At 38.3% G+C, this 26,538-nt stretch carries 30 protein-coding genes and 3 pseudogenes; 28 read left to right on the top strand and 5 right to left on the bottom strand.

Going from position 1 to position 26,538, the window contains the following annotated elements; genetic code table 11:
- Nucleotides 1–5: 5 nt before the first annotated feature.
- Together MKZ18_RS11620 and MKZ18_RS11615 are read left to right on the top strand one after the other, a co-directional pair.
- Complete coding sequence (locus tag MKZ18_RS11620) at nt 6–731, top strand: AzlC family ABC transporter permease (protein WP_061785480.1); 726 nt, start codon at nt 6–8, stop codon at nt 729–731.
- Nucleotides 728–1,054: an AzlD domain-containing protein gene (locus MKZ18_RS11615; protein ID WP_025911794.1), complete on the top strand. Its 327-nt coding sequence runs from the start codon at nt 728–730 to the stop codon at nt 1,052–1,054. The genes MKZ18_RS11620 and MKZ18_RS11615 overlap by 4 nt, the downstream gene beginning before the upstream one ends.
- 38 nt (nt 1,055–1,092) lie before the next feature.
- Here MKZ18_RS11615 and MKZ18_RS11610 read toward each other — a convergent pair whose 3' ends face one another.
- Complete coding sequence (locus tag MKZ18_RS11610; RefSeq protein WP_061785481.1) at nt 1,093–1,725, bottom strand: LysE family translocator; 633 nt, start codon at nt 1,723–1,725, stop codon at nt 1,093–1,095.
- Nucleotides 1,726–1,956: 231 nt separating this feature from the next.
- Nucleotides 1,957–2,829 (bottom strand): cation diffusion facilitator family transporter, encoded by an 873-nt coding sequence (locus MKZ18_RS11605; RefSeq protein ID WP_025911798.1) that lies wholly within the window; start codon nt 2,827–2,829, stop codon nt 1,957–1,959.
- 286 nt (nt 2,830–3,115) lie between these two features.
- Between MKZ18_RS11605 and MKZ18_RS11600 the strand changes: the two genes are divergently transcribed.
- The 17 genes and pseudogenes from MKZ18_RS11600 to MKZ18_RS11520 all read left to right on the top strand — a co-directional run bounded on the left by MKZ18_RS11600 (nt 3,116) and on the right by MKZ18_RS11520 (nt 18,127).
- Nucleotides 3,116–3,544, top strand: a complete 429-nt coding sequence (locus MKZ18_RS11600; protein ID WP_169799846.1) for a thiol-disulfide oxidoreductase DCC family protein — start codon at nt 3,116–3,118, stop codon at nt 3,542–3,544.
- A complete protein-coding gene (locus MKZ18_RS11595) occupies nt 3,531–3,974 on the top strand; it encodes a hypothetical protein (RefSeq protein ID WP_061785483.1) in 444 nt (147 codons plus the stop codon). The genes MKZ18_RS11600 and MKZ18_RS11595 overlap by 14 nt, the downstream gene beginning before the upstream one ends.
- A 1-nt stretch (nt 3,975) precedes the next feature.
- Nucleotides 3,976–4,098: a hypothetical protein gene (locus tag MKZ18_RS11590; RefSeq protein WP_257788882.1), complete on the top strand. Its 123-nt coding sequence runs from the start codon at nt 3,976–3,978 to the stop codon at nt 4,096–4,098.
- Nucleotides 4,099–4,463: 365 nt separating this feature from the next.
- Complete coding sequence (locus tag MKZ18_RS11585) at nt 4,464–5,021, top strand: GNAT family N-acetyltransferase (protein WP_061785484.1); 558 nt, start codon at nt 4,464–4,466, stop codon at nt 5,019–5,021.
- A gap of 106 nt (nt 5,022–5,127) precedes the next feature.
- Nucleotides 5,128–5,688 (top strand): hypothetical protein, encoded by a 561-nt coding sequence (locus MKZ18_RS11580; RefSeq protein ID WP_061785485.1) that lies wholly within the window; start codon nt 5,128–5,130, stop codon nt 5,686–5,688.
- A 73-nt stretch (nt 5,689–5,761) separates the two neighbouring features.
- The gene (locus MKZ18_RS11575; protein ID WP_025911804.1) at nt 5,762–6,181 is read left to right on the top strand and encodes a DUF4395 domain-containing protein; all 420 of its coding nucleotides are present in this window, start codon (nt 5,762–5,764) and stop codon (nt 6,179–6,181) included.
- Nucleotides 6,182–6,309: 128 nt separating this feature from the next.
- Complete coding sequence (locus MKZ18_RS11570) at nt 6,310–6,699, top strand: hypothetical protein (protein ID WP_061785486.1); 390 nt, start codon at nt 6,310–6,312, stop codon at nt 6,697–6,699.
- Between the two features lie 30 nt (nt 6,700–6,729).
- Nucleotides 6,730–7,293, top strand: a complete 564-nt coding sequence (locus tag MKZ18_RS11565; protein ID WP_025911806.1) for a nitroreductase family protein — start codon at nt 6,730–6,732, stop codon at nt 7,291–7,293.
- A gap of 97 nt (nt 7,294–7,390) precedes the next feature.
- Nucleotides 7,391–8,341 carry a DMT family transporter gene (locus MKZ18_RS11560; RefSeq protein ID WP_163071304.1) on the top strand — a complete coding sequence of 317 codons (951 nt, stop codon included), beginning with the start codon at nt 7,391–7,393 and terminating at the stop codon, nt 8,339–8,341.
- A 58-nt stretch (nt 8,342–8,399) separates the two neighbouring features.
- A complete protein-coding gene (nikA, locus tag MKZ18_RS11555; protein ID WP_061785487.1) occupies nt 8,400–9,929 on the top strand; it encodes a nickel ABC transporter substrate-binding protein in 1,530 nt (509 codons plus the stop codon).
- Between the two features lie 328 nt (nt 9,930–10,257).
- Nucleotides 10,258–10,572, top strand: a pseudogene (eutB, locus tag MKZ18_RS11550) (ethanolamine ammonia-lyase subunit EutB); the annotation flags it as partial.
- A 193-nt stretch (nt 10,573–10,765) separates the two neighbouring features.
- Nucleotides 10,766–12,139 carry an NCS1 family transporter gene (locus tag MKZ18_RS11545; protein WP_078989656.1) on the top strand — a complete coding sequence of 458 codons (1,374 nt, stop codon included), beginning with the start codon at nt 10,766–10,768 and terminating at the stop codon, nt 12,137–12,139.
- Between the two features lie 187 nt (nt 12,140–12,326).
- Nucleotides 12,327–13,370 carry a LacI family DNA-binding transcriptional regulator gene (locus tag MKZ18_RS11540; protein WP_163070938.1) on the top strand — a complete coding sequence of 348 codons (1,044 nt, stop codon included), beginning with the start codon at nt 12,327–12,329 and terminating at the stop codon, nt 13,368–13,370.
- 304 nt (nt 13,371–13,674) lie between these two features.
- The gene (locus MKZ18_RS11535) at nt 13,675–14,934 is read left to right on the top strand and encodes an ABC transporter substrate-binding protein (RefSeq protein WP_062954620.1); all 1,260 of its coding nucleotides are present in this window, start codon (nt 13,675–13,677) and stop codon (nt 14,932–14,934) included.
- A 174-nt stretch (nt 14,935–15,108) separates the two neighbouring features.
- On the top strand, nt 15,109–15,948 hold the full coding sequence (locus MKZ18_RS11530; RefSeq protein WP_374699988.1) for a carbohydrate ABC transporter permease: 840 nt from the start codon (nt 15,109–15,111) through the stop codon (nt 15,946–15,948).
- Nucleotides 15,945–16,778: a carbohydrate ABC transporter permease gene (locus MKZ18_RS11525; RefSeq protein ID WP_242529514.1), complete on the top strand. Its 834-nt coding sequence runs from the start codon at nt 15,945–15,947 to the stop codon at nt 16,776–16,778. The genes MKZ18_RS11530 and MKZ18_RS11525 overlap by 4 nt, the downstream gene beginning before the upstream one ends.
- Before the next feature lie 26 nt (nt 16,779–16,804).
- Complete coding sequence (locus MKZ18_RS11520) at nt 16,805–18,127, top strand: alpha-glucosidase/alpha-galactosidase (RefSeq protein ID WP_206782668.1); 1,323 nt, start codon at nt 16,805–16,807, stop codon at nt 18,125–18,127.
- Nucleotides 18,128–18,151: 24 nt separating this feature from the next.
- Here MKZ18_RS11520 and MKZ18_RS11515 read toward each other — a convergent pair.
- A pseudogene (locus tag MKZ18_RS11515) lies at nt 18,152–18,538 on the bottom strand (ROK family protein); the annotation flags it as partial.
- Between MKZ18_RS11515 and MKZ18_RS11510 the strand changes: the two are divergent.
- Nucleotides 18,528–19,241: pseudogene (locus tag MKZ18_RS11510) on the top strand (MFS transporter); the annotation flags it as partial. The pseudogenes MKZ18_RS11515 and MKZ18_RS11510 overlap by 11 nt on opposite strands.
- Before the next feature lie 75 nt (nt 19,242–19,316).
- Here MKZ18_RS11510 and MKZ18_RS11505 read toward each other — a convergent pair.
- Nucleotides 19,317–19,532 (bottom strand): hypothetical protein, encoded by a 216-nt coding sequence (locus tag MKZ18_RS11505; RefSeq protein ID WP_061784931.1) that lies wholly within the window; start codon nt 19,530–19,532, stop codon nt 19,317–19,319.
- Nucleotides 19,533–19,684: 152 nt separating this feature from the next.
- Between MKZ18_RS11505 and MKZ18_RS11500 the strand changes: the two genes are divergently transcribed.
- The 6 genes from MKZ18_RS11500 (at nt 19,685) to MKZ18_RS11475 (ending at nt 24,486) form a co-directional block, all read left to right on the top strand.
- The gene (locus tag MKZ18_RS11500; protein WP_025911829.1) at nt 19,685–20,941 is read left to right on the top strand and encodes a YeeE/YedE family protein; all 1,257 of its coding nucleotides are present in this window, start codon (nt 19,685–19,687) and stop codon (nt 20,939–20,941) included.
- Between the two features lie 124 nt (nt 20,942–21,065).
- On the top strand, nt 21,066–21,635 hold the full coding sequence (locus tag MKZ18_RS11495) for a TetR/AcrR family transcriptional regulator (protein WP_025911830.1): 570 nt from the start codon (nt 21,066–21,068) through the stop codon (nt 21,633–21,635).
- A 140-nt stretch (nt 21,636–21,775) separates the two neighbouring features.
- Nucleotides 21,776–22,981, top strand: coding sequence for an MFS transporter (locus MKZ18_RS11490; RefSeq protein ID WP_061784932.1), 1,206 nt, complete (start codon nt 21,776–21,778; stop codon nt 22,979–22,981).
- 153 nt (nt 22,982–23,134) lie between these two features.
- Nucleotides 23,135–23,608 carry a hypothetical protein gene (locus tag MKZ18_RS11485; protein WP_163070933.1) on the top strand — a complete coding sequence of 158 codons (474 nt, stop codon included), beginning with the start codon at nt 23,135–23,137 and terminating at the stop codon, nt 23,606–23,608.
- A 139-nt stretch (nt 23,609–23,747) separates the two neighbouring features.
- Nucleotides 23,748–24,191 (top strand): hypothetical protein, encoded by a 444-nt coding sequence (locus MKZ18_RS11480; protein ID WP_025911833.1) that lies wholly within the window; start codon nt 23,748–23,750, stop codon nt 24,189–24,191.
- Between the two features lie 70 nt (nt 24,192–24,261).
- Nucleotides 24,262–24,486 carry a hypothetical protein gene (locus MKZ18_RS11475; protein WP_025911834.1) on the top strand — a complete coding sequence of 75 codons (225 nt, stop codon included), beginning with the start codon at nt 24,262–24,264 and terminating at the stop codon, nt 24,484–24,486.
- 29 nt (nt 24,487–24,515) lie between these two features.
- On the opposite strand, the gene MKZ18_RS11470 is transcribed toward MKZ18_RS11475, so the two are convergent.
- The gene (locus MKZ18_RS11470) at nt 24,516–25,085 is read right to left on the bottom strand and encodes a DUF6434 domain-containing protein (RefSeq protein ID WP_144593821.1); all 570 of its coding nucleotides are present in this window, start codon (nt 25,083–25,085) and stop codon (nt 24,516–24,518) included.
- Between the two features lie 164 nt (nt 25,086–25,249).
- Between MKZ18_RS11470 and MKZ18_RS11465 the strand changes: the two genes are divergently transcribed.
- Both MKZ18_RS11465 and MKZ18_RS11460 read left to right on the top strand, forming a co-directional pair.
- The gene (locus MKZ18_RS11465; RefSeq protein ID WP_025911836.1) at nt 25,250–25,576 is read left to right on the top strand and encodes a nucleoside triphosphate pyrophosphohydrolase; all 327 of its coding nucleotides are present in this window, start codon (nt 25,250–25,252) and stop codon (nt 25,574–25,576) included.
- 138 nt (nt 25,577–25,714) lie between these two features.
- A complete protein-coding gene (locus MKZ18_RS11460) occupies nt 25,715–26,512 on the top strand; it encodes an HNH endonuclease signature motif containing protein (protein WP_277716462.1) in 798 nt (265 codons plus the stop codon).
- Nucleotides 26,513–26,538 lie beyond the last annotated feature (26 nt).

Below are 26,538 nucleotides of genomic sequence, written 5' to 3'. Positions count from 1 at the left end.
GTTACGTGATCACTGAAAAAGCGTTTGTTGAAAGAGAAAGTGCTATCCCAACCTTTTCACAAGGAGTGAAAGACTGTGTTCCCACGCTATTAGGATACATAAGTATTGGTATTGCTTGTGGAGTAGTAGGAGTAGCTTCAAAGCTTAGTGTTTTAGAAGTAGCGCTATTAGCCATATTTGTTTATGCAGGAGCGGCTCAGTTTATTTTTTGTGCGTTGCTTGTCGCTGATAGTCCGGCTTCAGCCATTATTTTAACCATTTTTATTGTAAACTTAAGGCATCTTTTATTATGTGCAACTCTTGCTCCACACTTTACGCGCTATTCGTTGGTAAAGAATATAGGCATTGGAGCTCTTATTACGGACGAATCATTTGGTGTTGCTGCTAATAAAATCGCAAAAGGTGAACATATAACGGACCGCTGGATGAATGGCTTAAACATTACGGCTTACTTTTCATGGATTTGTGCCTGCGTTGTGGGAGCGTTATTTGGAAACGTGATTGTAGATCCTGAAGCTTTAGGTCTTGATTTTGCTTTAATCGCTATGTTTGTCGCGCTTCTTGTTCTACAGCTGCAAAGTCTTGCTCCCAAAAAGCTTAGACATTCTCTTACTTTAATTGCATACATGACTATTGCCATGATTACGCTATCGTTTTTTATGCCTTCGCACGTAGCCGTTATTGTGTCAACTATCATTGTTGCAACGATTGGAGTGATGACTGAAAAATGAGCTTAGATCTATCAACACTGCTCATTATTTTAGGGTGTGCACTTGTAACGTTTATTCCAAGGGTTGTACCATTTGCAATTGTTCGAAACATGACGCTGCCAGAACCGGTTCTTAAGTGGCTTTCATATATTCCCGTTTGTATCTTAACCGCTTTGGTAGTAGAAAACTTCACCGTACAAACAGAAAATGCTCTTCAAGTGAACTGGGAAGTTATCATTGTAATTATCCCAACGATTTTCATTGCGATTCGAAGCAAGAGCTTATCCGTTACGGTTTTAAGCGGAGTAGCCTTAATGGCCGCAGTTCGCTTCATTATGGGATAAATAAAAAACGACTAGCCAATTGGTTAGTCGTTTTTGAATTAATTTTGTTTTGAAAACGCAAGCTTAACTCCAAAGCCAATCAGTACTAAGCCAGTTGCTCTATCCATTGCGCGCTGAACCTTGGCCGATAACAGCCAGCTTCGCAAATAGTTAATGAAAAAGACATAAACAAAAAACCAAGAAATAGATAGAAACGTATATATAACACCCATCATTAGTAATTGCTGAATAGAGCTTGAACCTGGGGTGACGAATTGAGGTAAAAACGTCAGAAAAAACGTCAGAAAAAACATCGCTACTTTTGGGTTTAATACGTTTGATAACAATCCCTGCTTAAATGCAGACTGACCAGGTTTTATTTGGTCTTTTAAATTCTCTTCTGTTTCTTGTTTTTTTCTTGTCATAAATGAAGAAACGCCGAGGTAAATCAAATAAATAGCTCCCACGTATTTTACAATTTCAAATGCTAAAGCAGACTGCATGAGAATGGCTGAAAGGCCAAACGCTGCGGCAAACGTATGAACTAATGAGCCCGTAGTAATCCCTAAAGCCATTCGATAACCAGAGGCTTGCCCTTCACTAACGGTGCGTTTTGTAATAAGCGCAGTATCAACACCAGGACTCATTACAACAAAAGAAGATAGTAATAAAAACGTTAATAAGTCATTCAAAACGTTCACCTCTTTCAGAAATAATTAAACTATATAGTAGCATAAAAGACGCATATTTGTTAGATTATTCTTATTTTTTTGTTAACAATATTAAAGAGATGAGATATTTTTGGTTTCAAAAACAAGTTGAAAAACTATTGAAATAGGACGAACTTGTTCTTAAAAGCTAACTATTGTAGAACATGATCCGTTCTTGAGAAAAAAATATTTTGTTATGTGCTAGCCTCGTGCTTACCTTTCTTGTAAACCGTCCGGCTCTGGGTGAATCATAATGTGAGCGTTCGGAAACTTTTCAAGAATTTTATCCTCAATGCGATCACATAAGTGGTGAATGCTTTTGATGCTATTCTCTGGCGGTACGATGAGGTGAAAATCAATATGTTCGTGGGCTCCTGCTCTTCGTGTTTTAAAACACTGAATTTCAATATACTCACTTTGAAAGGTACGAATAGCCTGGAAAACCTCTTCTTCTTCACTTTTGTTTAAACGAGCGTCCAGCAGAGGAGGGAAGGCCTCTTTCATTAACTTCGTTGCTTCAATCATAATATAAAGCGCCAAGGCAATCCCGATAATAGGGTCTAGAAACGTCCAACCTGTTACGGCAACTAATATTAAGCTAAGTCCTACACCAAGCGATGTGTATACATCTGTAAGAAGGTGAAAGGCATTTGACTTCATTGCAACAGAGTTAATACGATTTGCTTCCTTATTTACAATTCTAGAAACTACAAAGTTAATAAGAGCACCCAGAAGCATAACACCAATAGCTAGAAGCGGAAGTTTAATCGGTTCAGGTGAAATCAACTTATGTACACATTCATAAATAATCCAAATACCTGCTACGTAAATAAGCAACGTCTCAATTGTTCCTGAGATATTTTCGATTTTTCCATGACCGTAAGGATGATCGTCATCTGCTGGCTTACCAGATACTTTAACAGAAATGAAAGCGATAAAAGAGGCCAATAAATCAAGTGCTGAATGAATGGCTTCTGATAAGACGGCTACAGAACCGGTCAGAATGCCTACGCTAACTTTTAGTAGCACAACAAGTGAGTTGCTAGCGACAGATAAAAAGGCAATGTTTGAGGATGAGCGTTTCATAAAAAACTCCTTTCAGTTAAATGATTTTATCGTAACAAGCTAGCAGCAAGTGGGTCTACAGCAACGTTTTTAGAAGGAAACAACGGTTTTTAAAGTCGCTAAAAAAGTTGAATAAAGACAAAACTATTTTAGGAAAAATGCCTGCTTTTTATTCTTCTTATGATAGTAGTTTGCGCACTTTAAACGGCTTTACTTACAAAACTGTAAGCTAACTGTAAGGTAATGACATCGTTACAGATGCGATAAGCGATTACAATGAAAAAGAAGGGAGGTTTTACCAATAGAAGTGAAAAAGCATATCATTTTTTTTGACGGAGACTGTCATATGTGTAATCAAACAATTTTATTTATAATGAACCATGACCCAACAGTTACGTTTTGTTTTGCTTCCCTACAATCATCTTTGGGTGAAAAACTGCGAACTAATCACATAATCCCTCAACAATACAACTCAATTGTCTTATTTCAAAATGAGTTGATCTATACAAAGTCAACGGCCATGTTACGTATTGTGAAAGAGCTCACAGGGCCGGTCAAATATGCATATGTCTTTATTATTGTGCCTAAACGCATTCGAGACAAAGTGTATGATTACGTAGCTAAACACCGGCACAAGTTTATGAAAAAAAGAGGTTGTCGGCTGCCTACTGCAGAAAAGAGAAGTCGATTTTTAACAGAAAAAGAGGTAAAGGAGTGGGCAAATGAAAGGTTCTAAATGGGTTTCAGTTTTTCGTCAATCAATTCCAGCAACGTTTCGGATTTTTTTAGGGGTTGTGTTTCTTATTTATGGCTCTGTAAAGATTGTATTCGGCCAGTTTGGAGAGCCTACGCCTGAAGCACTTGCGCTAAATGGTGAAGGGTTTGTTATGGCTTGGAGATTTTTTGGTTACTCCAAAGAATATGAAATCGTAATTGGAATTGGAGAGGTAGTAGCGGCTATTCTCATTATGATCCCGCGCACGGCGTTGTTTGGAGCAATCTGTTATTTTCCAATCGTTGTAAACGTAATGATGGTTAATTACTTTTTTGATATCGGCGTACAAGATTTAAGCACGGTGTTAACGCTAATGTGCCTAGCACTATTACTTTTTGAAAGAAAGCGACTTATTCAAGCGCTGTTTGTAAAAGAAGAAAGGAGAGCGTAGGATGACACCGTTTATGATAAAAATGCTGGTAGGGATTTTTGTTGGAACCACCTTATACTATTGGTGGAAAGAAGTAAGAAAAAAGGCAAAGCGCAAACCAAAGCATGAGTTTCCACTGAACTAAGAGTAGTAAAAAATGTAGCCATGCTTGGAAGAGGTTCACTCCAAGCATGGCTATGATCAATCTATAATGAATACTCCCTATTAAAACGCATCAAAGAGATGTTTTATGTTTCTTATAAGGAATCGCACTGGCCAAAGTAAAAGCTGGGGAACTTCCAAGAGTAAATCAAAAAGAAAATCAAAAATGGTATATCGATCACGTGACGTTTTCTTTTTACGCTTTTGTTTTCTTGGCATCAACTGAGCACCTACCACCTTTTTATTATTTATTTCATTATACTGTTTTTTCGATAAAATGTATATTTCTTTCAAAACTACACAGATGTGGTAAAGTAGAAATAGACGATAAAAAGGAGTATTGATAGTATGAACATCAGAAAAGCAGAAAAACAAGAAGCAGGCGTTATAAGCGAGCTATTATATAGCATGCTTGGTCAAATTGCCCGCGACCATACTGCTAGTTCAGCGGACGACGAGGCTCTTCGCGTGTTACAAACATATGTGGAGTCAGACTGCAGCCGATATAGCTATAAAAATATTACGGTTGCTGAACTTAACGAGGAAATCGCGGGAGTCATGATTTGCTATGAGGGTGAACAAATTGAAGCTTTCGATCAGCCAATGGTTTCGTATGTTCGTGAAAAAACAGGAAACAGCAAGTGGCTTCCAGATAGGGAAACAGAAGCAGGAGACTTTTATCTTGATTCAATCGTTGTGGGTGAAAGTTATCAAGGTAAAGGCATTGGATCTATGCTGTTACAGAGTGCTTTTCAAGAAGCAGAAAGTAGGAAGCTTCCTTTAACCCTAAATGTTGAGTTTGACAATGAAGGAGCTCGTGCTCTCTACGAAAAAATGGATTTTTACGTGACGGGTACGCGTTACATTAGCGGAAAGCCATTTTATTATATGAAGCGAAACGCATAGTGATGAAAACCTCTTTCCACAGATGAAAGAGGCTTTCATAAATATTGTATGTACTGCAAATTTAGGGTACAATTATATAAAATGGATATATAAGGAAGGGTTCTTTATGGATATAAAGCGTATTCCCTTTAATATGAATTATAGTTTTAGCCAGAAGCTCCGCGAAGTGCCTTTTAATGAAGCTGATATCCGAAAAGGGATTGCTTATTTAAAAAAGAAAGCAATCTCAGAGGAAGATGAGAGAATAGCTGCGGACATGTACCGGATAATTGGTAAATATGAACGCATTGTAGGCGCATTAGAAAGCAGCGTAAGACATTTGCAGCTATCCATTTATTTATATGAAAGGTATCATGAACACGAGCAAGTATTTAAAAGTTCTATTTATTTAGGACAAACATTCCATTGGCAAAGTAATTGGTGTAAAGCAAATGAAACGTTCGAAACTCTCCTCAATCAGCTTCACATAAAATCATCGCTACATACATATGCAGATTTCTTGTATCAACAGTACGGAAAATGTTTATTAGATCAACAAAATCTTTCAAAAGCCCATCATTATTTTCAACAGTCGCTTGAAATTCGTTTGAAAGCAGGAAATGATAAGTTTATCGAAGAGGCAAATGAATGTATAAAGCTTTGTTTAAGAAAGTTGAAAAACTCATAAGTTTCCAAAGCTTCCATCTTTATTCTTACTAATACACTGTGTATAATGAGATATAAAGAGGAGGCTATTTGTCATGGGGATTCCAAAACCACTTGTTCAGTTCAATCAAGCTTTTATTGTAGCGAGCGTCGTTTTATCGTTTTTCACAACAACATGGGTACTGCTTGCTCCGTTTATTGTAGGGATCATTACTCTCCTAACAAAACAAAATCCCATCATGAAGGTGGGAAAACAATTTCTTAGAAAAGAAGCTTCATTCTATCCGTTAGAAGATCGCGATCAGCAGCTTTTCAACCAGTGGATTGCGACTAGCTGTTTAGGATTATCACTGTTGTTTTTTATGGTAAATCTACCAGTTGTATCAGCGGCTTTTAGCATCATGGTGCTTATTGCAGCAGGTGTAGCTTTAATGGGATACTGCATCGGATGTACGATACGTTATCGTTATATGATGTGGAAGTACAAGAGAAAGAAGCAAAAGCAAGCTGCATAAAGAAAAGGCGAAGTGCCTTTTCTTTTTTAATTGAGAAAAAGATTGACAGAAATGTCTTATATTCAGTAATATAAGGGTAGATAGTCAATTGAGAATGATTATCGTAGAACAGATGTGAGGGTAATCGTATGAGAGTAATATCATTTAAAAGCTACGAAGAATACCGGGAATTTATGATTCAAAAGTTTATCCATAAAGCAAAGCGTAAAGGCGCAAAACTTGAAAATGAAGAGTTTCAGAAGCGACTTGATGAACATATGGAGCAAGTTAAAGAGTTTTGGGATGAGAGAGAATGTGAAAAGCAAATTGCTGATCGAGGAAGCGCGACGTTATCCGTACATCGAGGGATGTTTAAAGAAGACCAGCGCAAAGTTTCAAAACATCTTGATAATACAAGGCTTACCGAATCTATTCATGTACGCTTAGATGCCAATACATATGATAAACTGCTTACATTTTGTGAACAACACGATATGGATATTTCGCAAGCCGTGCGATTTTTAATTCAAAATAGCTAACACAATCTATAGTTGAAAGGAACGATTCAGATGTCAGCATCCATTCGAGACGTAATAAGAGAAAGAAGAACCATTCGTACATTTAATAATGATCCAATTGAGAAAGAAGCTATTATCCAACTTTTAGACGATGCATCATGGGCTCCAAACCATAAGCTACGTCAGCCGTGGAGACTTGTGATGTTTTATGGGAAAGGCAATGAATCATTAAGTGAACAGATGAAAAACTTGTCCAAACAAGTTTCTGATGAAGGAGCAGCAAAAAAAATAGGGAAGATGGCAGAGAAATTTTCTCAATCACAGGCTAATATTATTATTACGGTCCCTAAAGATGAAAATGAAATGAAGCAAGAAGAAGATTTCAGCGCTGTGTCTGCTTTTATCCAAAATTTTCTACTGTTAGCGTGGGAGCAAGAAATTGGAGTGCTATGGAAAACTGGTAAACTCATTCATCAGCCGGGGTTTAGAAAAATAGCAGGAATAAAAGAAGATGAAGCTATTGTCGGTGTATTGATGTTAGGTAAATTTGATGACGTTCCAGCACCTAAGCCACGTGAAGCAATTATAGAAAAGCTAACGTTGATTGAAGCGTAAGAATAAAAGCTCTTGTAAAACAAGGGCTTTTTTGTATACTTGTATAAAACAATCAGTGGAGTGTATTCGCACAATCGGTTAAAAAGGAGAGGACTATTTGACAAATGTTCAAAGAGCGTTTGGCTCAGCTTTTTTATATGCAATCATTACAGGTTTTGCGCTCATGATTGTAAAAGTAGCGCTAAACTATGCAGGGGTTATTGATGTGCTTGCCCATCGCTTTACGCTATCTTTTATAGTTGCTTCCTTGTTTCTATTTGTGAACAAGCAAAAAATGCAAGTGAATGGGCACGATGTTCTTCGTATTGTACCTCTAGGTCTTTTATTTCCGATAAGTTACTTTGGCTTTCAAGCGCTTGGTCTTTTATATACCACATCTTCTGAAGCGAGCATTATTCAAGCGTCGGTTCCAATTTTCACTTTGCTTCTTGCTACCTATCTATTAAAAGAAACGTCAACGTCTCGCCAAAAGTTTTCAATTCTATTATCTGTTTCCGGTATTGTATACATTCTAGCAATGAAAGGCGTAAATTTCTCAGCAAGTGGAAGTTTAGGTGCCCTGTTTATTTTACTAGCATCCTTATCAAATGCTTCTTATAACGTACTCGCTCGTAAAATGACACGCTCATATTCTACCTTGGAGCTTACATGCGTCATGATGTTTGTTGGGTTTGTCGGCTTTAACGGAGTGGCCGTTGTTCATCATAGTCTTAACGGCTCGCTGGCAACATTTTTCGAACCGCTTTTTCAACTGGAATTTTTGCTTTCAGTAGCATACTTAGGTATATTTTCTTCTCTTATTACAGCTTTTCTATCCAACTACTCGTTAAAAACAATTCAAGCAGCGCAGATGAGCGTGTTTACTAATTTAGCTACGTTAATCGGTGTGATAGCAGGCGTCGCATTTTTACATGAGAGTTTGTCTTACTTCCATTGGATTGGAGGTATAGCTATTATGGTTGGTATTATTGGGACGACGTATAAAGGACGCTCCAAAGGTCAAAAGCTAAGCAAAGAGCTGATTGACAAAAAGTTAGAAAACTCGTAAACTTTTGAAATTATGATTAGCATCATTTGCTAAGATACATACCTTGGAGGATTACGACATGAAAAGACAGATATGGAAAACAGCAATCATGATGGGAGTTGCGGCGTGCATGCTTACAGCTTGCTCTGGAAATAAGGAAAACAGCTCTGTAGATTCCGACCGCAACAAGCTTACCTTTTTATCCAACTTTCCAACAGATACCCTAGATCCCCAGCTTAACTACACGCCGCTGCGAGCAGGCATTGTGGAAACATTGGTCAAAACAACAGAAGATTCACAAATTGAGCCATGGTTAGCTGAAAGTTGGAAAACGTTAGACAATGGAACAACTTGGGAGTTTATTATTAGAGACGAAGTTGTGTTTCAAAATGGAAAAACGTTGGACGCTAAAGCGGTGAAATCGTCATTAGAACGTACGATGAAGGTGAGTGAAGCGATGAAAGCCTCATTGAAAATAAAAGAAATGAAAGCGGATGGTCAAAAACTAACGATTGTAACGCAAGAGCCTGTAGCTTCATTTCCGTCTGAACTCGTTCATCCCAACGCAGCTATTATCGATGTAACCGAAAAAAATATTGAAGCACATCCAGTAGGTACAGGACCATTTGAAGCGGTATCTTCTCAGCCAAACAGTAAGCTAGAGCTGAAAAAAAATGATCAGTATTGGGACGGTGAATCTAAATTGGATCGCGTTACAATGCTATACAATGAAGATGCAAATGCAAGGACAGCAGGGCTCCAATCCGGAGAAGCAGATATTGTGTATCGTCCTGAAATTGAAAACCTAGAGCTGTTAAAGAAAGACGAGTCGCTTGTAGTTGACGTCGTTCCAAGCTTACGAACGCAAATGCTTTTATATAATACGAACATTGAAGCGTTTAAAGATGTTAACGTGAGAAAAGCATTTGATGTTCTCTTAAATCGTCAAGATGTGGTAGACTACACGCTTGCAGGACAAGGCGTAGCAGCCAACGGTCCGTTTTTAAAGGAGTTTTCTTTCGCTTATGATGCTCCGAAAAAAGAGTTTGGCACTGAATCTGCAAAAGAATACTTAAAAAAAGCAGGCTACAAATTTGAAAGCAACCAAGTAGTCAAAGATGGTAAGCAGCTATCGTTCACAATCTTAACATATCCATATCGCCCAGAGCTTCCCTTGATGGCACAGCTCATTCAATCGGAAGCGAAAAAGATTGGGGTCAAAGTAGAAATCCAGCAGGTTGAAAACATAGATGAATATATGACCACAAATTCCGACTGGGGCATAGCTACATACAGCTTAATTACGGCCCCGCGCGGTGATTCTTCTTATTTTTTAAATAGTGTTTATGGAAAAGATGGTTTTTATAACGTAGGTCACTATGATAATCCAGCACTTAGTGATGTAATTAAGCAGTTAAATGAAACTGTTGACGAGCAAAAGCGCGTGGAGTTAACAAGACAAGCGGGAAAAATAATCAATGATGGAGTCCTGCACTCTGCTATTGTCCATCCAAATAATTTTGTTGCGTATAAAGAAAACGTAAAAGGATGGCAAATGACGAAAAGCGAGTACTATGTCATTACTAAAGATTTAGCTCTACAAGAATAATAGAAAGAGGCTGGGACATAACAAAATGATTGCTTCTAAAAGACGAACACTAGCTGTTCCCATCTCTTTGATTTGTCTCAACACGTTCGTTCCATTGCGCTACGGCCACTCGCTTTCCGCGGGGAGGAACCTGAGCTTCCTCGCTGCGCTGCGGGATCTCCGTTTTCCCTCTCTTTCCCGCAGGAGTCGAGTGTCCTACGCTCCATTTCACTCTGTTTCCAACATTGTTTTCACAATCAACAAAAACCTGAACGATTAAAAGTTATGAACTCTTAATCGTTCAGGTATAGTAAGGACTGAACTACTTATGTCTCAGTCTCTTTTTTATAAAGTAATTGAAAAAGGCGCTTCAGCAGATTTGATCTTTCAAAGCTTAGCGGGAACGCAAGCAGGAAACGAATCGTTTGGTATTTCGCTTTCGATGCTAAAAGAAGCCACTGCATTGATTAATGAAAAAGGCACTGCGGTAGGTCCTCATCGCTGGTATTTCGAAACTGGTCAAGGCTCTGAGCTTTCTGCTGAAGCTCATTACAATATTGATCAAGTCACGCTTGAAGCAAGATGTTACGGCTTAGCACGTCAGTTTAACCCCTTTTTAGTCAACACGGTTGTTGGGTTTATCGGTCCAGAGTATTTATACGATTGAAACACGAAAACTCCTTCAAAAGAGTCATTATTTACACAGAGGTAGTAGTTCTTTTGTTGAAAATACACAAATAAAAAACTGAAAATTCATTCTTTTTCCGATGAATTAACAATAATCATCCTGTAAACTAAAAAAACTAGATGTTATATTTTATAACACAAAAAGTTAGGTTTAGGAGGATGAGTAATAAATGGAACAAAACGCTGATTTACGTCCAATTGCGCACGAGAAATATCGTATTTTAGGTCCAAAAGCGTATGTGGCAATGTGGTGGGGAGATGCCGTAATGGTTGGTTCATTTATGTTAGGTTCAAGTTTAATTCCACCTTTTGGGAAGTTGAATTTGACGCAAGCTTTTATCGCTTTAATTCTAGCAAATATTCTCGCTGCTTTGTTATTTGCGTTAAATGGACGAGTAGGATGGAAACACGGGATTCCAATGGTTGTTCAGCTTAGATCTTCCTTTGGTCCGGTAGGTTCTCGAATTCCAGCTTTAATGCGAGCGGTCCCCGCGTTATTCTGGTATGGAGTCCAATCTTGGCTGGGGGCTCAGGCGCTGAACCAAGTGTTTATGGGACTTATCGGTTTTGATAACGTTTGGGTCTGGTTTTTTGCATTTCAAGCGCTCCAAATCTTCCTATCAGCTAAAGGCATTCAATCGATTAAGTGGATTGAAATTGTAGGATCTGTCATTATTATGCTGGGCGTTGTGTATTTGATTTTTCTCTTTTTATCCACCTTTGGATTCGAAGTTGAGAAAGTCGCTAACACCGAGGGTTCCTGGGGAATTCCATTTTGGCTTGCGATGACGGTGTTAATCGGTCAATTTGCTGCACTGCTCATTAATATTTCAGATTACACTCGCTACTTCCCACGTAAATCTTCAGCTGGTACGTTTGTAGGAGCTCACGTTGTAGGGATTGTTCCACCGATGATTTTATTGCCATTCGTCGGCATTTTAGGAGCAGCCGCCGTCGGCGTCTGGAATCCTGTTGATATTATCTCAAATCATATTTCGAATGTAGCAGCCAGTATTATTGTGTTAATCTTTATTGCTCTAGCCCAAGTTACAACAAACTTAGTAGCTAATATCATGCCTCCAGTACTTGTGGCAATGGATTTATTTAAAATCTCATGGGAAAAAGCCTGCGTAATTGTCGGAGTACTAGGAGTAGTAACGTGTCCATGGTTTATTATGACGGATTCATTATTTTTAACATTTATCGCAGTTGTTTCAGCTTTTTTAGGTCCGATTTTTGCGATTATGGTAGCAGACTTTTACTTTATTCATAAAGGTAATTATAATGTGGCTCCGCTATATGAAGGTAAACTATTTACGGCATTTAAAGGGTGGAATCCTGCCGCTATTATCGCCACAATTGTTGGAACGTCTCTCGCGTTTATTAACGTGGAACTTTCGTGGTTTTTAGGTTTAATTCCTGCAGCCCTTGTGTATGTTGTGTTAATGAAAACATGGATCATGAAGCATGAGCAGTATGTAAGAGAAGGGCTTAATCAAACATTCCGTCATTCAGCCCCATTAAAACGTGAAGAAGCGAGCTGAATCCAGGTAGGGAAACTCCTACCTGGATTTTAGTGTGTTTAGTGAAAGTTTACTAATAAAAGATAAAAATTTATTGAAAATTTCAAAAAAATATATTGAAAGCGCTTTATCTATATGTTATTCTTCATTTATCGAGGTAAAATTTACTGAAAAATAAGTAAAAAACACATGTAGTGAGGTAGTGTATATGACCACGTTAAAAGAGGTAGCAACTGCTGCAAAAGTTTCAAGCACCACCGCATCTAGGGTGTTAAACAATGATCACACACTTTCTGTTTCTGATGAAACCAGAAGTCGAGTTTTAAAAGCTGCAAAAGCATTGAATTATACACCCGTAAGAGCGCGTAAAGGAGAGACGGGAGATGCAAATCTTACTCCCCGTATTGGTATTATGTTTGCCCAGACTGTTGAAGAAGAGCTGGCAGACCCCTTCTTTTCATCTATACGACACGGAATTGAGAATGCTTGCATAGAGAGAGGAATTTTAACAAATCGAATGTTTCGTCTAAAAAGCATGCGTCGAGAAGAAGTGCTTCATGACCTAGATGGTTTAATTGTTGTCGGGCGCATTAGTGCTGAGACGATTCAAACTGTTAGTAATCATCTCGACAATATTATCTTTGTCAATCACTTAGCGGATGAAAATACATATGATTCAGTCATCAGCGATTTTGAACGCGCAACGGAAAGTGCGCTTGAGCATTTAATAAAGTTAGGTTATCAGCGTATTGGCTACATCGGAGGACGTGAACGAGAACATTTTATAAACGGAAATCAGGTTATTGAAGATAAGCGCCAAACAACATTTGAAAAAATACTAGAGAAAAAAGGAATGTTTTGTTCTAGCGATGTTCATATTGGTGAATTCGCCATGGCTCAAGGGTATGAGTTAATGGAGAAAGCGATTAAACAAGGAAATTTGCCAGAAGCTTTTTTCATAGCGAGCGATTCAATGGCGATTGGCGCAATGCGAGCTCTTCAAAAAGCGAATCGTAAAGTGCCAGAAGATGTTGCGATTGTAAGCTTTAACGATGTAGATGTTGCAGAATTTACGAGTACGCCTCTAACCACGGTCAAGGTCTACACGGAGCAGATGGGCCAGTTAGCGGTCAACTTACTAATGGATCGAATAAATGGGCGCAAGATTCCGCTAAAGGTGACGGTACCTACAAAATTAGTAATTCGAGATAGCTGTGGTTTAACAATGAAACGAATGGCTAGCGGGGCGTAAACAGTATAACTGAAAGGAGGTGATGCACGAGCCTTATTGGAACGTAAATGATTGTAAGGGGGAGAAGAAATCGAAAGTAAAAAACACATAAAAAAAGAGATTAAAAAACCTAGAGCAAATGCTTCCGTTTTATTGGCAGATAAAGCGGAACAAGAAAGATGGCAGTCCTTCTTATCTAGGGGTTTTTAACCTCAAATAAAACATATAGAAGCCTATTATACTTACTTTTTTATTTTCTGGCAATAAAACCGTTTTATCCTAATTAATCAGAAAATTCTAAATAAATAACGTGTAGGAGGAGCACATGAAGAACGTGACGCGTTTGTTAATTTTGTTTATGGTTTTTGCGGTATTTGCGGCGGGGTGTGGAAGCAAAGGAGCTTCTTCTGGTGATGGTGGTAAAGTCACACTAACACTGTTTTCCACAATGAGTAATAAAGGAGAAAGAGCAGCATTAGAAAGCGTAATTGCAGATTTTGAAAAGGAAAACCCTGATATAGCGATTGAAGCAAACTTTCCTGGAAACGGATATGAGGATATGCTTCGTGTGAAGATGGGTGCCAACGACATGCCAGATTTATTTGATACGCACGGTTGGTCACAGCTTCGATACGGTGAATATGTTGCAGATTTAAAAGACATGAATTGGGTGAAAGACTTAGATCCTGCGCTTGATCAAATTTTAAAAGATGAAAGCGGCAAGGTGTACGCTTACCCGTTAAATCAAGCTAAAGATGGGATTAGCTATAATGTGAAATTACTAGAACAATACGGAATTAAACCACCACAAACAATGGATGAGTTTGTGAAAGCATTAGAAGTAGTAAAAAACAAAAGCAAAGGTGATGTCGTACCGCTTTGGATTCCTGGAGGAGAAAACGGAAATATTGCGCAAATCTTTGACCAAATCGCTACGCCATATCTTATTACTGACAAAGAGAATGGACATGGAGACGAGCTGTTAGATGGAAGCTTCAACTGGTCAAAATACGATCAGCTAGGAGAGTTGATGGTCGATTTAAAGAAAAAAGATTTACTCAACAAAGATGTATTAACAGCGAAACAATCCCAGGTAACGGAGCTTATGGCACAAGATAAAATTGCGTTTACATTCGTAGGAGGCTCCTTAGGTCCTGATGCAACAGAACTAAATCCTGAAGTAAAGGTTGGAACAATTCCTGTACCAGCTGTTCATAAAGGGGATGCACAAAGTTGGATTGGCGGCGAGCGCTTTACACTAGCAGCATGGAAAGATTCTAAAAACCTAGACGAGGCAAAGGAATTTATTGAATTTGCGGCTAAGCCGGAAAATGTAAAGAAAATAGCTGAAGGCACATCTTCTACAGCAGCATTAAAAAATGCGGAAGCAGATAACTACTACTCAGAGTTTTATAAGCAATATGAAGAAGTAAAGGTAGAGCCATACTTTGATCGTAAGTACTTACCAAGCGGTATGTGGTCTGTGATGTCAACAACAGGTCAAGAGCTATTAGCTGGAACGCTTACAGCAAAACAGCTTTCTAAGAAAATGGAAGAAGAGTATAACCGCTTGCGAAAGCAGTAAAAAGTTAGGGAAAGCAGTGCTTAATTGTGCTGCTTTCTGCAAACTGCATCTAGCTGAAATAGGAGTGAGGTTATGAGCGAATTAGTAAGAAACGAGCGGCTACCCAAAGAGTCTACTTCAGTTATAAAGAAAAAAAAGTCAACTAAGCTCAAAAAAGAATCATCTTTATGGTGGATGTACTTACCTGGGCTTGTCATTGTTACGCTGTTTATTATTTATCCATTCATTAATGGCATCCAGCTTTCGTTTACAAACTGGAATGGTTTTTCGCAAACATATGATTGGATTGGAGTTGAACAGTATCAGAGGTTACTAGCGGATCCAACAACGTGGCTGGTTGTGAAAAATACGCTATTGTACGGAATTGGAAGTACAATTTTTCAGAATATACTGGGCTTGTTGTATGCACTTTTGTTGAATCAAAGTATTCGAATGAAAACATTCACGCGTACGATTGTTTATTTACCGGTTATTATTAGCCCGATTATTATGGGATACATTTGGTACTTTTTCTTCTCATTTCAAGGTGGAGCGCTGAATGATGTGCTGATGCTCTTTGGGTATGAACCGGTTAACGCACTAGGGAATGCAAGTTTGAATCCATGGATCATTGTATTTGTTAATACGTATCAGTTTGTTGGGATTGCGATGATTATTTATCTTGCGGGACTTCAAGGGATTTCAAAAGATTATTATGAAGCAGCTCAGTTAGATGGTGCTTCTGGTTGGCAGCAGTTTAAAACGATTACTCTTCCTTTACTAATGCCGTCTATTACAATTAACGTTGTTTTAAATATTATTGGAGGACTAAAGTTGTTTGATGTAATTGTTGCCTTAACAGGCGGGGGGCCTGGAGATGCATCACAATCTATGTCAACGTTTATGTATGATTTATACTTTAAACGACAAGACGCAGGTTACGCTGCAACGCAGGGTGTATTTATGGCTGTGATTATTTTAATTATTAGCATCGGAGCATTGATTTACTTTAAGAGGAAGGAGACAGAAGCATGATTGATTACACGAATAAGAAGAAAAAAAGATGGCTTACAGTTTTGGCTATTGTGATCACCATCTTTCATATTGTGCCGTTCTATATTCTTGTGACAACATCGCTTAAACCAGCGGGAGACTTCAGTTCAAAGTGGGTATTTCCATCACAGCCCAATGTTCAAAATTTTGCTGATGCGTGGAGTCAAGCAGGACTTGGTACAGCGTTCTTAAATACGGTTATTATTACGTTTTGCTCAGCCGTTTTACTTATTGTATTAGGTTCGCTCGCTGCTTATCCACTAGCACGTCGTCAAACAAAGCTAAATAAATACGTCTACTTTATCTTTATTGGAATTATGGTCATCCCCCCGCTAACAGCACTTGTTCCCCTTTACAAAATGGTGGTTAACATGGGGATGATGAACACATACCAAATTGCTATCTTAAACAATGTGGCAGCATTTTTACCATTAACAATCTTTCTATATGCAGGATTCATTCGCTCGACGATTTCAAAAGAGCTCGAAGAAGCAGCGAAAATTGATGGAGCAAGTACGTTAGGTATCTTTTTCCGCATCGTCTTCCCACTGTTAAAGCCAGTGACGGCGTCTGTTTTAATCATTTCATGCGTGTATATTTGGAACGATTATCAGTTTGCGATTTTCTTCTTGCAAGATAAAGAAATGCATACATTAACGGTTACGCTTGCCAGTTTCTTTGCACAAAATCAGCATAATTTGAGCTTAGTAGGAGCAGCAGCTTTAATCGCTATGTTGCCAATGACAATTTTATTTTTACTTCTACAAAAATATTTTATTGCCGGCTTAGCTTCGGGATCTGTTAAAGGCTAAATGATGAAAAGAGAGGGAGAGAATTAATGACAAAAATTACGTTTATCGGTGCAGGAAGTACAGTATTCGCCAAAAATATTTTAGGAGACTGCATGTTTGTTCCGGCTTTGGCAGGATTTGAATTTGCCCTATATGATATCGACGAGCAGCGTTTAAAGGATTCAGAAAACATGCTTAATAACTTAAAAGAAAACTATAAAATCAACGTGACGGTTAAATCGTACCTTAATCGAAAAGAAGCGCTTAAAGGCGCAAAGTACGTAATTAATGCCATACAGGTAGGGGGATATAAACCAAGTACAGTAATTGATTTTGATATTCCAAAGAAATATGGTCTTCGCCAAACGATTGGTGACACGGTTGGCATTGGTGGTATCTTTAGATCTCTGCGCACCATTCCAGTGATGCTTGATTTTGCAAAAGATATGGAAGAAGTCTGCCCGGATGCGCTGTTTTTAAATTACACAAATCCAATGGCTACTTTAACGGGTGCGATGTTACGCTATACGGATATTCAAGCGGTCGGGCTTTGTCATAGCGTACAGGTATGTACCAAAGATTTATTTAAGGCGCTTGAAATGGATCACGAAGGAATTGAAGAAAAAATCGCAGGTATTAATCATATGGCATGGCTATTAGAAGTAAAGCGGGATGGAAAAGACTTATATCCTGAAATTAAGCGCCGTGCTCGTGAAAAGCAAAAAATAAAGCATAATGATATGGTGCGTTTCGAGCTTATGGACAAGTTTGGTTATTATATTACGGAGTCGTCTGAACATAACGCAGAGTATCACCCATATTTTATTAAGAACAACTATCCAGGTTTAATCGACCAATTTAACATTCCGCTTGATGAATACCCAAGACGATGCGAAGAGCAAATTAGCCAATGGGAAACGATGCGAGAAGAGCTTGTTCATAACAGAAATCTCACGCACACGCGCTCTCATGAATATGGTTCACATATCATTGAAGCGATGGAAACGAATACGCCATTTAAGTTTGCAGGCAACGTATTAAACACAGGTGGTTTAATTAGTAACCTGCCACAAAAAGCGTGCGTAGAAGTCCCGTGTATCGTTGATCGTAGCGGTATTATTCCAGGTTATATCGGAGAGCTACCAGAGCAACTAGCAGCGCTTAATCGTACAAATATCAATACGCAACTTTTAACAATCGAAGCAGCAGTGACCAAAAAGCGTGAGCATATCTACCAAGCTGCAATGTTAGACCCTCATACAAGTGCTGAACTATCAATGGATGATATTGTTTTACTATGTGACGATTTGATTGAAGCACACGGTGATTGGTTACCACAGTTTTCAGGAAAAGTGTATCAGTCTATCTAATAATAAATGAGTAGGGAAAATTCCCTACTCGTTTTGAACATTTAAGAAATGATTAATAACAATTGAGACAGCACCTAATGCAGGTGCATTTTTTCCTAATGAAGAGGGGAGTAGTTCACATGTATTTTCTAAATGAGAATGTACCCTAGAAGCAACTTCATTTTTAATGGTGTTTAACACAATCGGGTGAGATTCGATAATATTATTCCTTAGAATAATGGCTTGTGTGTCAAAAGTATTGAGAATGTTAGTGATGCCAATACTAATATAGAATCCAAAGTTTTGTAGTGCATTTAAGGCATCCACATCATTTTTATTTGCACGTTCAATAATTTCTTTTCGTACCAAATTTTTTTCATTTTTTTCTTCTACAGAAGAAAAAGAAGCTAGTAAAGCTTTTTCAGAAGCAAAAGCCATTTTGATGGATATCAAACAAACTATTACAATGAATGCTTCTTCTCAAAAGTTATTCGCCTATGGGAAATTGGTGATTATTGTAGGAATACTACTTTCTGTTTTTCAACAATTTGTAGGTATAAATGTAGCTTTATATTATGCCCCACGTATTTTTGAAAGTATGGGAGCTGCTAAAGATTCTTCAATGTTGCAAACCATTATTATGGGATTAGTGAATGTTGTTTTTACAATTATTGCAATTTTAACAGTTGATCGATGGGGGAGAAAGCCCTTATTAATAGTAGGTTCAATTGGAATGTCTATTGGAATGTTTGGTGTATCAAGTATGGCATTTTCTAATATGATTGGAATAGGGACACTTATATTTATTATTATTTATACAGCTTCATTTATGATGTCATGGGGACCAATATGCTGGGTGCTGATTTCGGAGATTTTTCCTAATAAAATTAGAGGCCGAGCTGTAGCTATCGCTGTAGCAGTTCAATGGGCGGCTAACTATTTTATTTCCTCTACATATCCTACAATGATGGAGTATAGTGGAGGATTAACATATGGTTTTTATGGTTTGATGAGTGTACTTTCTGCTTTATTTGTCTGGAAGCTTGTTCCGGAAACGAAAGGAAAAACGCTTGAACAGATGGAAAATACATGGAGAAAAAGAAAAGAAGACCAAAAAGATAGTCAAATTATTTAAATTAGGAGAATCATTCAAAGTAAACCATAAAATATACGTTTCCGGATTTTTGTAGATTGACGAGTAGGGAGTTCCCTACTCGTTTTCTTCTTGTTCCAAACGTTTATAGTGTGTCTTCCCCATTTGATAGACGAAAAATAAAAAAATAGGCAAGAGAATGATAAGAGAAGACATGCGAATTAGCGTGTCCACAATGGCTCCTTTTGTAATAATTAAGTTCACGATAAACATTAAAACAAAAATTACAATACCTACAGTTGTTAGCGTTTTTTTCAGCTTTTCTACTTTCACTTTTATCACCTAGTTTTAAAAATAATGGATGAAGCACTGAAAATCAACTCTTTCGATGAAAAGAGAGCAAAGAGGTTTACAGGATAAAAGATATGTTGTACGATAAAAAAAGTTTAATTCTTACTAAATCTATAAGATATGAGGTGTATATCATGGCATCAACAACTGTACAAACTTCTAAGCATACTAATTCAGCTCGCACAACGGTTGTTACGGAGCTTAGTCCAATGCAAAAGCCGTTAGTTATTGTCGGAATTTTAATTTCGGTCGTGTTACTAACAGCGATTGTAAACACAACAAATTGGACACAAGGTGTATTATTTATTATCGGTCTCGCTCTTGGCGCCACGTTACTATATGCACGATTTGGTTTTACTTCAGCGTTTAGACGATTAATGTCGGTCGGAAACGTACAAGGTTTACAGGCACATATGCTTATGCTAGCAGTAGCTTCCACGCTGTTTGCTATTATTTTAAGCACTGGGTTTAGCTTTACCGGTACGACACCGGCAGGTTATGTGTCACCAGTAGGCGTGAGTGTGGTGGTAGGAGCATTTTTATTCGGAATTGGAATGCAGCTAGGAAACGGATGTGCATCAGGTACTCTTTATAATCTTGGTGGCGGTTCGTCTTCTATGATCATTACGCTCGTTTCATTCATTGGAGGTTCACTACTTGCAGCGTATCACTTTACATTTTGGATGGAGGATATGCCATCGTTCCAACCAATTTCGTTAGCTGAATCAACTGGGCTTGGCTATTTCGGTGCATGGGTTGTTCAAATGGTGGCATTTGCAGTTATTTACTGGATTACAGTTCAGCTTGCTAAAAAGAAAAATCCGCCAATGATGAAGCAGCTTCCAACAACAACAGGATGGAAGAAAGTTATTCGTGGTTCTTGGCCATTATTTGCGGCAGCAATTATCTTAGCACTTTTAAATGCTCTAACGCTAACAGTACGCGGTAACCCTTGGGGCATTACGTCAGCATTTGCTTTATGGGGTGGTAAAGCGTTAATGGCAACAGGAATTGATGTTTCGACTTGGGGTTATTTCCAAGGAGCGAATGGTCAAGCGTTAACGCAAACGGTTCTTGCCGACTCTACAAGCGTAATGAACTTTGGCATTATTTTAGGCGCGTTTATCTCAGCGGCAGCTCAAGGAACGTTCAAGCCTGGTAAAATTAAGCCAGGAGTTGCAGGAGCAGCAGTTGTAGGTGGCCTATTAATGGGCTATGGTTCTCGCTTAGCATTTGGTTGTAACATTGGTGCTTATTTTGGAGGAATCGCATCGTTTAGCTTACACGGTTGGGTATGGATGGTTATGGCAATGTTAGGAACAACGCTAGCCTTATTTATTCGACCATTGTTCGGATTAAAGAATCCAAAACCAAACGATTCGATTTGTTAAGAGAAAACCTACTTGCTTATTCAGCAAGTAGGTTTTTTTCTTGTACTTATATGAGAAGTGAGATAGAATGAGAAAATAGAAAAACTAAAAATGTTTTATGAGTTTATCACGAGGAGGACTGATAATGAAAGAGCGAATTATGCAGGCATTTATCGAAGAGATTCATCATAAAGGAATGAAATTTACAATGGATGACTTAGCCAAAAGGCTAGGCATTAGTAAACGGACGCTGTACGAACATTTCTCGTCCAAAGTAGAGATTTTAGATACCATTATCACTCAAACGCTACAGGATTTTGATCAGAAAACCGAAGCGATTGTGAATAATGAAAATCTATCTTTGGTGGACAAAATCAAGCGAGTTATTACCGTTATTCCAGAGTATAATGACTTCTATGACTTATGTATCATTGAGCAGATGAAGCGCTACTACCCAGCACAGTGGGAGCAGTTAAATGTGGCTTTGAACCAGTGGGACTCACTGAGAGAGCTCATAAAGCAAGGAATAGAAGAAGGAATTATTGTAAATCGAAATCTTGATTTAATGATGAAGGTAATCATCGACGCTGTGAATTCGACTTTAGATCGAAGCTTTTTTTTAGAAAATCGATTAACCGTATCAGATGCGCTCGATACGATTGTTGATATGCTATTGCACGGCCTTTTAACAAGTAAGGTAAAATCGGAACTTTAAAATAGAGCGCATACGACAGAGTCTGGCATATCTCTTGTTTTCATGGGAGTCAGTCTCTTTTATCGGTCGATAAAAACTAAAAAAACAAAAATAGTTTTCATGTTTTATGGAGAATATAGGAGAAAGTTGGAGGGTTATTTATGTCACTACTGTTAAGAAATAAAGGAGCCATGCTGCTTTTAATGCTTAACATCTTTTTGGTGTTTATGGGAATAGGTCTTGTAATTCCCATTATGCCAACTTATATGATTGAGCTTCAAATTAGCGGAAGTATCGTTGGAATGCTTGTCGCTGCATTTTCGTTAACACAGTTTATCTTTTCACCTGTTGCAGGGAGATTATCGGATTCTTTTGGGCGTAAAAAAATGATCGTTACCGGTATGTTGATCTTTGCCGTGTCAGAGTGGCTATTTGGAATTGCCAATGCACCGGCGCTATTGTTTGGCGCTCGTATGCTGGGCGGAATTAGTGCAGCATTAATTATGCCAGCCGTTATGGCTTATACAGCTGATATTACGACGCCAAAAGAGCGCGCAACAGGAATGGGGTATATTAATGCAGCAATCACAACAGGCTTTATCATCGGCCCTGGAATCGGTGGATTCATTGCTGAATTTGGCATGCGAGTCCCGTTTTATTCAGCAGCCGTTGCAGGAGTTTTCGCAGCCTTACTTACCTTATTTGTTCTGCCTGAATCACCAATGGAAGAACGCGTGAAGGCTGACCCGCTTCAAACAGAAAAGCAGAGCTTATTTACACAGTTACGTAATTCGTATAAGGAACCGTACTTTTTAAGCTTAATTATTGTGTTTGTTGCTTCGTTTGGCTTAGCGAATTATGAGACGGTATTTGGTTTATTTGTAGATCGTAAATTCGGCTTTACGCCAAAAGATATAGCATTTATTATCACGTTTGGTTCCATTGCAGGAGCTGTTGTTCAGCTCACTATTTTTGGGTGGATTGTCAATAAGTTTGGTGAGAAAAGGGTTATTTCAATCTGTCTGTTTGTAGCAGGCTTATTCGTACTTTTAACTTTGTTCACGCATGCATACTGGTTGATTGTTGTCGTAACGTTTACGCTGTTTTTAGCAATCGATATTTTACGACCAGCTATTAGTACACAAATGTCAAAACTTGCTCAAGAACAGCAGGGCTACGTAGCCGGCTTAAATTCTGCTTACACAAGTTTAGGAAACATTGCAGGACCTCTTGTTGCAGGGATTTTATTTGATATTGATATCAACTTTCCATATGTAGCAGCGGCCATCGTTTTATTCGTTTGTTTCGTCTTAACGTTAACAGTAGGAAAGCGAGTAGCTCAGTCAAATCCAGTTGTTGAGAAGTAAAAGTGGTTGAAGAACGTTCTATTCCTAGTGGATAGGACGTTTTTCATTGACTTTTGACAGGTTGTTTCATACACTTTTAGTAAAATATTTCAGCTTAGGCTGTATGTTGCTACTTATTAAAGTAGAGAAGATACATAAGGAAGGAACGAATATATGAATGAAACCTCATCTGTAAAGTCGATGGGCTATTTAATTAGTCGTAAGCTTATTGCAGGACTAATCATGGTTGTTGCCATTAGTGTCTTAGCGTTTGTCACGGCGATTATACCTGCGGATAAGCCAGCTGACTTTACTATCCTTAACTTTATTCAGGAGTTTAAGAAAGAAGGGAGTTTTTTCGCGCTTGGGTACTACTTTTTTATTGTAGGCTCAGCTGTTATCTTAACCTCTTTTGTGGTAGAGCTAATTGCGCAAACGATTACAAATCGCTGGGAAGGTAAGTACAAGTGGTGGATTACGGGTGCTTTACATTTTGTTTTATCACTTTTTTTCATCCCGATGCTGCTTTTTTTCTTTATTGTGGATCGCTTATTGGCATTTAAAAAGACGCCATATCATTGGAAGCATGTACTTGGATTTTTTGTAGCTCCAATTGCGCTATTTAGTTTATTTGTTGTTACCGTTTAAAGCCTCTCTGCTTCAGAGAGGTTTTTTTATGGAAGCGTTAGGGGGAACTTTGGTGAATAAGATGCTAAAAGGAAGAAAATAACGAATTTTATAAAAATAATGATATACTAAACTCATTAGTACTGTAGGAGGTTATTGTGTGAAAGGATACTTCAAGCCATTTGCCATTATAATAGGTGCGCTTTTACTTTTTCTAGGAGGATACGTATTTGGAAAATCCACGTCTGATCAAGTCACTCGGGAAATCTGGATTGGCGACGGGAAGGACGGAGAGACAGACGTTCAAAAGGTCATTACGGACTTAGAAAATCAAGCTGCTGTTGATAACTTATCGCTGATTTACGCTCACCGAGAAAGCATTGATACTGCGGATGTAGATATAAACAATCCGGATCTTTACGTAGCATTTAATAGTCCAAAGCAATCGGCATTATTAGTTGAGTCTCGTCTTTGGCTAAACGATAAGGGAGCTGTTATAGCGGAACGTACGGGTGAGACGTGGGATGAAGTTGACTATTCTACAATTCCTGTGGAAGATGCTCTTTATATTCAAAGTTTGTTGAAGAACAATAATGAAGAATAATTTCTTTTATTTTCCATAAAATGAAACTTTTTGGATGGTCGTTCGTAATAGAAATAAAGGGGGGGATTCATTGAAAAATTACATAGCCTTCATTGCTAGCTTTGTAATGTTAATGCTTGTATTGCAAGTAGGTAGTGGTATGCTGTTAACGATGCTGTATGAGCCAGGCTTGACGGAAGAAGTTGGAACGTTAGGAAGCACGGTTACCTTTGGTGAAAGTACTTATATGTTTCCGCTTGTAGTAGCAATGCTAGCAGCAACAATTTCCTTTTTTATTTCAAAACGACTTTCATAATGTAGTAGAAAACTAGGCATGTACGGTGCCTAGTTTTTTCTTTTATATGTTCGAGCTCCAGGCTGTTCTTTTACTGCACGCCACGCTGCAATTGCATCTGCACGGCTTTTCCCTTTGTTGGTTGGGTCTGCAAAGAAATCTCTTGTAAACTGGTTATATTCAAACTGGGCTCCAATTTCTCGCTGATAGGAAGGATCTTTTTTTCGGCTTTCTTCTTCATACCAGGCCGTCACAACATCACGATATGTCTTGCCACTGTTCTGTTTAAAGTAGTTTTGGATATAGGTTGAAAAATGAAAGTTTGGAATGATAGTTTTGAAAAATGTCCGTACGCTTTGGTTACAGCGATGGTGTTTTGTAATAACAGTGTCAAGACTCAGTTCTTCTAACTTGTTACCGTTAGGAGCACCCGTCTTTTTATGAACAGGACGTTTTATTTCTCCAGTTTGCAAAAAGAGATGAATTCGCTCTGTTAATTCTGCTTTGGAGCCACTTCTGGGGATGTGGTGGTCGTGGCAAAAACCTTGTAGTTCTTTCTTTAACCAATAATAGCTGAGAAATTCTTTTGTCTTAATGTGTTGATTCAGTTTAGGTCTCATACATAACCATCCTTTCCATCTATTTCAACATTAGAACATTAGTTCTTATTTTGTCAATGGCATAATAGAGAAAATATACCATTCATAACGATTCACTTTACTACACCTTATTTCCACCTTTTAGTATAATTAGTCATATCATTTAGAGGAAAGGAGCCGAGCAAATGCCTGCTTATAATAAGCTAGTCCGTGATTACATTCCGCAGATTATCGAACAAAGCGGAAAGAAGTATACAACAAGCAACCTAACTATTGATGAATACAAAAAGGAACTAAAGAAAAAAGCTGAAGAAGAATGGAGCGAATATAAGGAAGCCAAAACGGAGCACGAGGCAGTAGAAGAGCTTGCGGATTTACTAGAAGTTGTTTATGCGCTTGCTGCATTAAACGGCGCAACTCCTCAGCAGCTGGAACATGTGCGTCAGCAAAAAGCAGATGAGAAAGGTGGCTTTAACGAAAGAGTTTTTTTAGTAGAGGTGGAAGATCAATAACTCTTAGTATATAAACCTTTTTTAAAACGATAATTGTCCAAAGAAAGACGCTCCTTTTTAAGCACAACTAAACTCAAGTTGTGCTTTTTTATGGTACACTAAAACTAAGAAAAGAGATCTACATCAGGGGGCACAATTGTGATTACAGATTTACAGTTTGGTGAGGCTTTTGTACGAGGAAAGCGATATCGCCGCAAGCAAATTCATGATCTTTATAAAGGGCAGGAGCAAAGTGAAATTTCAACGCCAAAGGAATACCCATACATCTTTATTTTTACAAAGATGAGCGGTGAAGAATACGGTACTTCTCATGGATGGAACGACGATCAAACAACCTTCTTTTATACTGGAGAAGGACAGCGTGGTACGATGCAGCTAATCAAAGGAAATAAAGCGGTGATGGAACACGCGGCAAACGGTGAAACCATCTATTTATTTCAGTACGTAGAGTCTGGAATTGTTGAGTTTTTAGATGAGATGACGTATGTAAACCATCAGCTTGAGTTGATGTGGGATGCAGACGGAAGCTTTCGGGAAGCGATTATGTTTGAACTAAAACGCAACCATGTATTAGAAGAGAAAGCGAACGCAATTAGCATTAACTCAACGGTACAAGAAGAGCTGTTAGAAAAATTCTATGAGGAAAAGAACTTAACGAAAAAGGTAGCTTTCCTTCATCGTTATATAAAAGCGCGAGCGAACGGAAAGTGTGAATCATGCGGTGCACCAGCATCGTTTAAAGATAAAAAAGGAATGCCATATCTAGAGCTTCACCACATCAACCACTTAACCGACAGCGGGTTAAATAGAGTGGACCAAGTTGCGGCCCTTTGTCCAATTTGTCATAGTCATATTCACCATGGACAGGGTGGCGGAAATTACAATGCAAGGTTGGGGAGACTAATTAAAGAAAAAGAACTAGAAGCTGTTCAATAACTGAACGAATAGAAAGGCGTGAAAGT

Origin of the sequence: Priestia sp. FSL W8-0001, assembly GCF_038050335.1 — a bacterium.
Taxonomy (GTDB): domain Bacteria; phylum Bacillota; class Bacilli; order Bacillales; family Bacillaceae_H; genus Priestia; species Priestia flexa.
The sequence above is the reverse complement of the archived record's forward strand: the minus strand, read 5'-3'. Positions and strand labels throughout refer to the sequence as shown.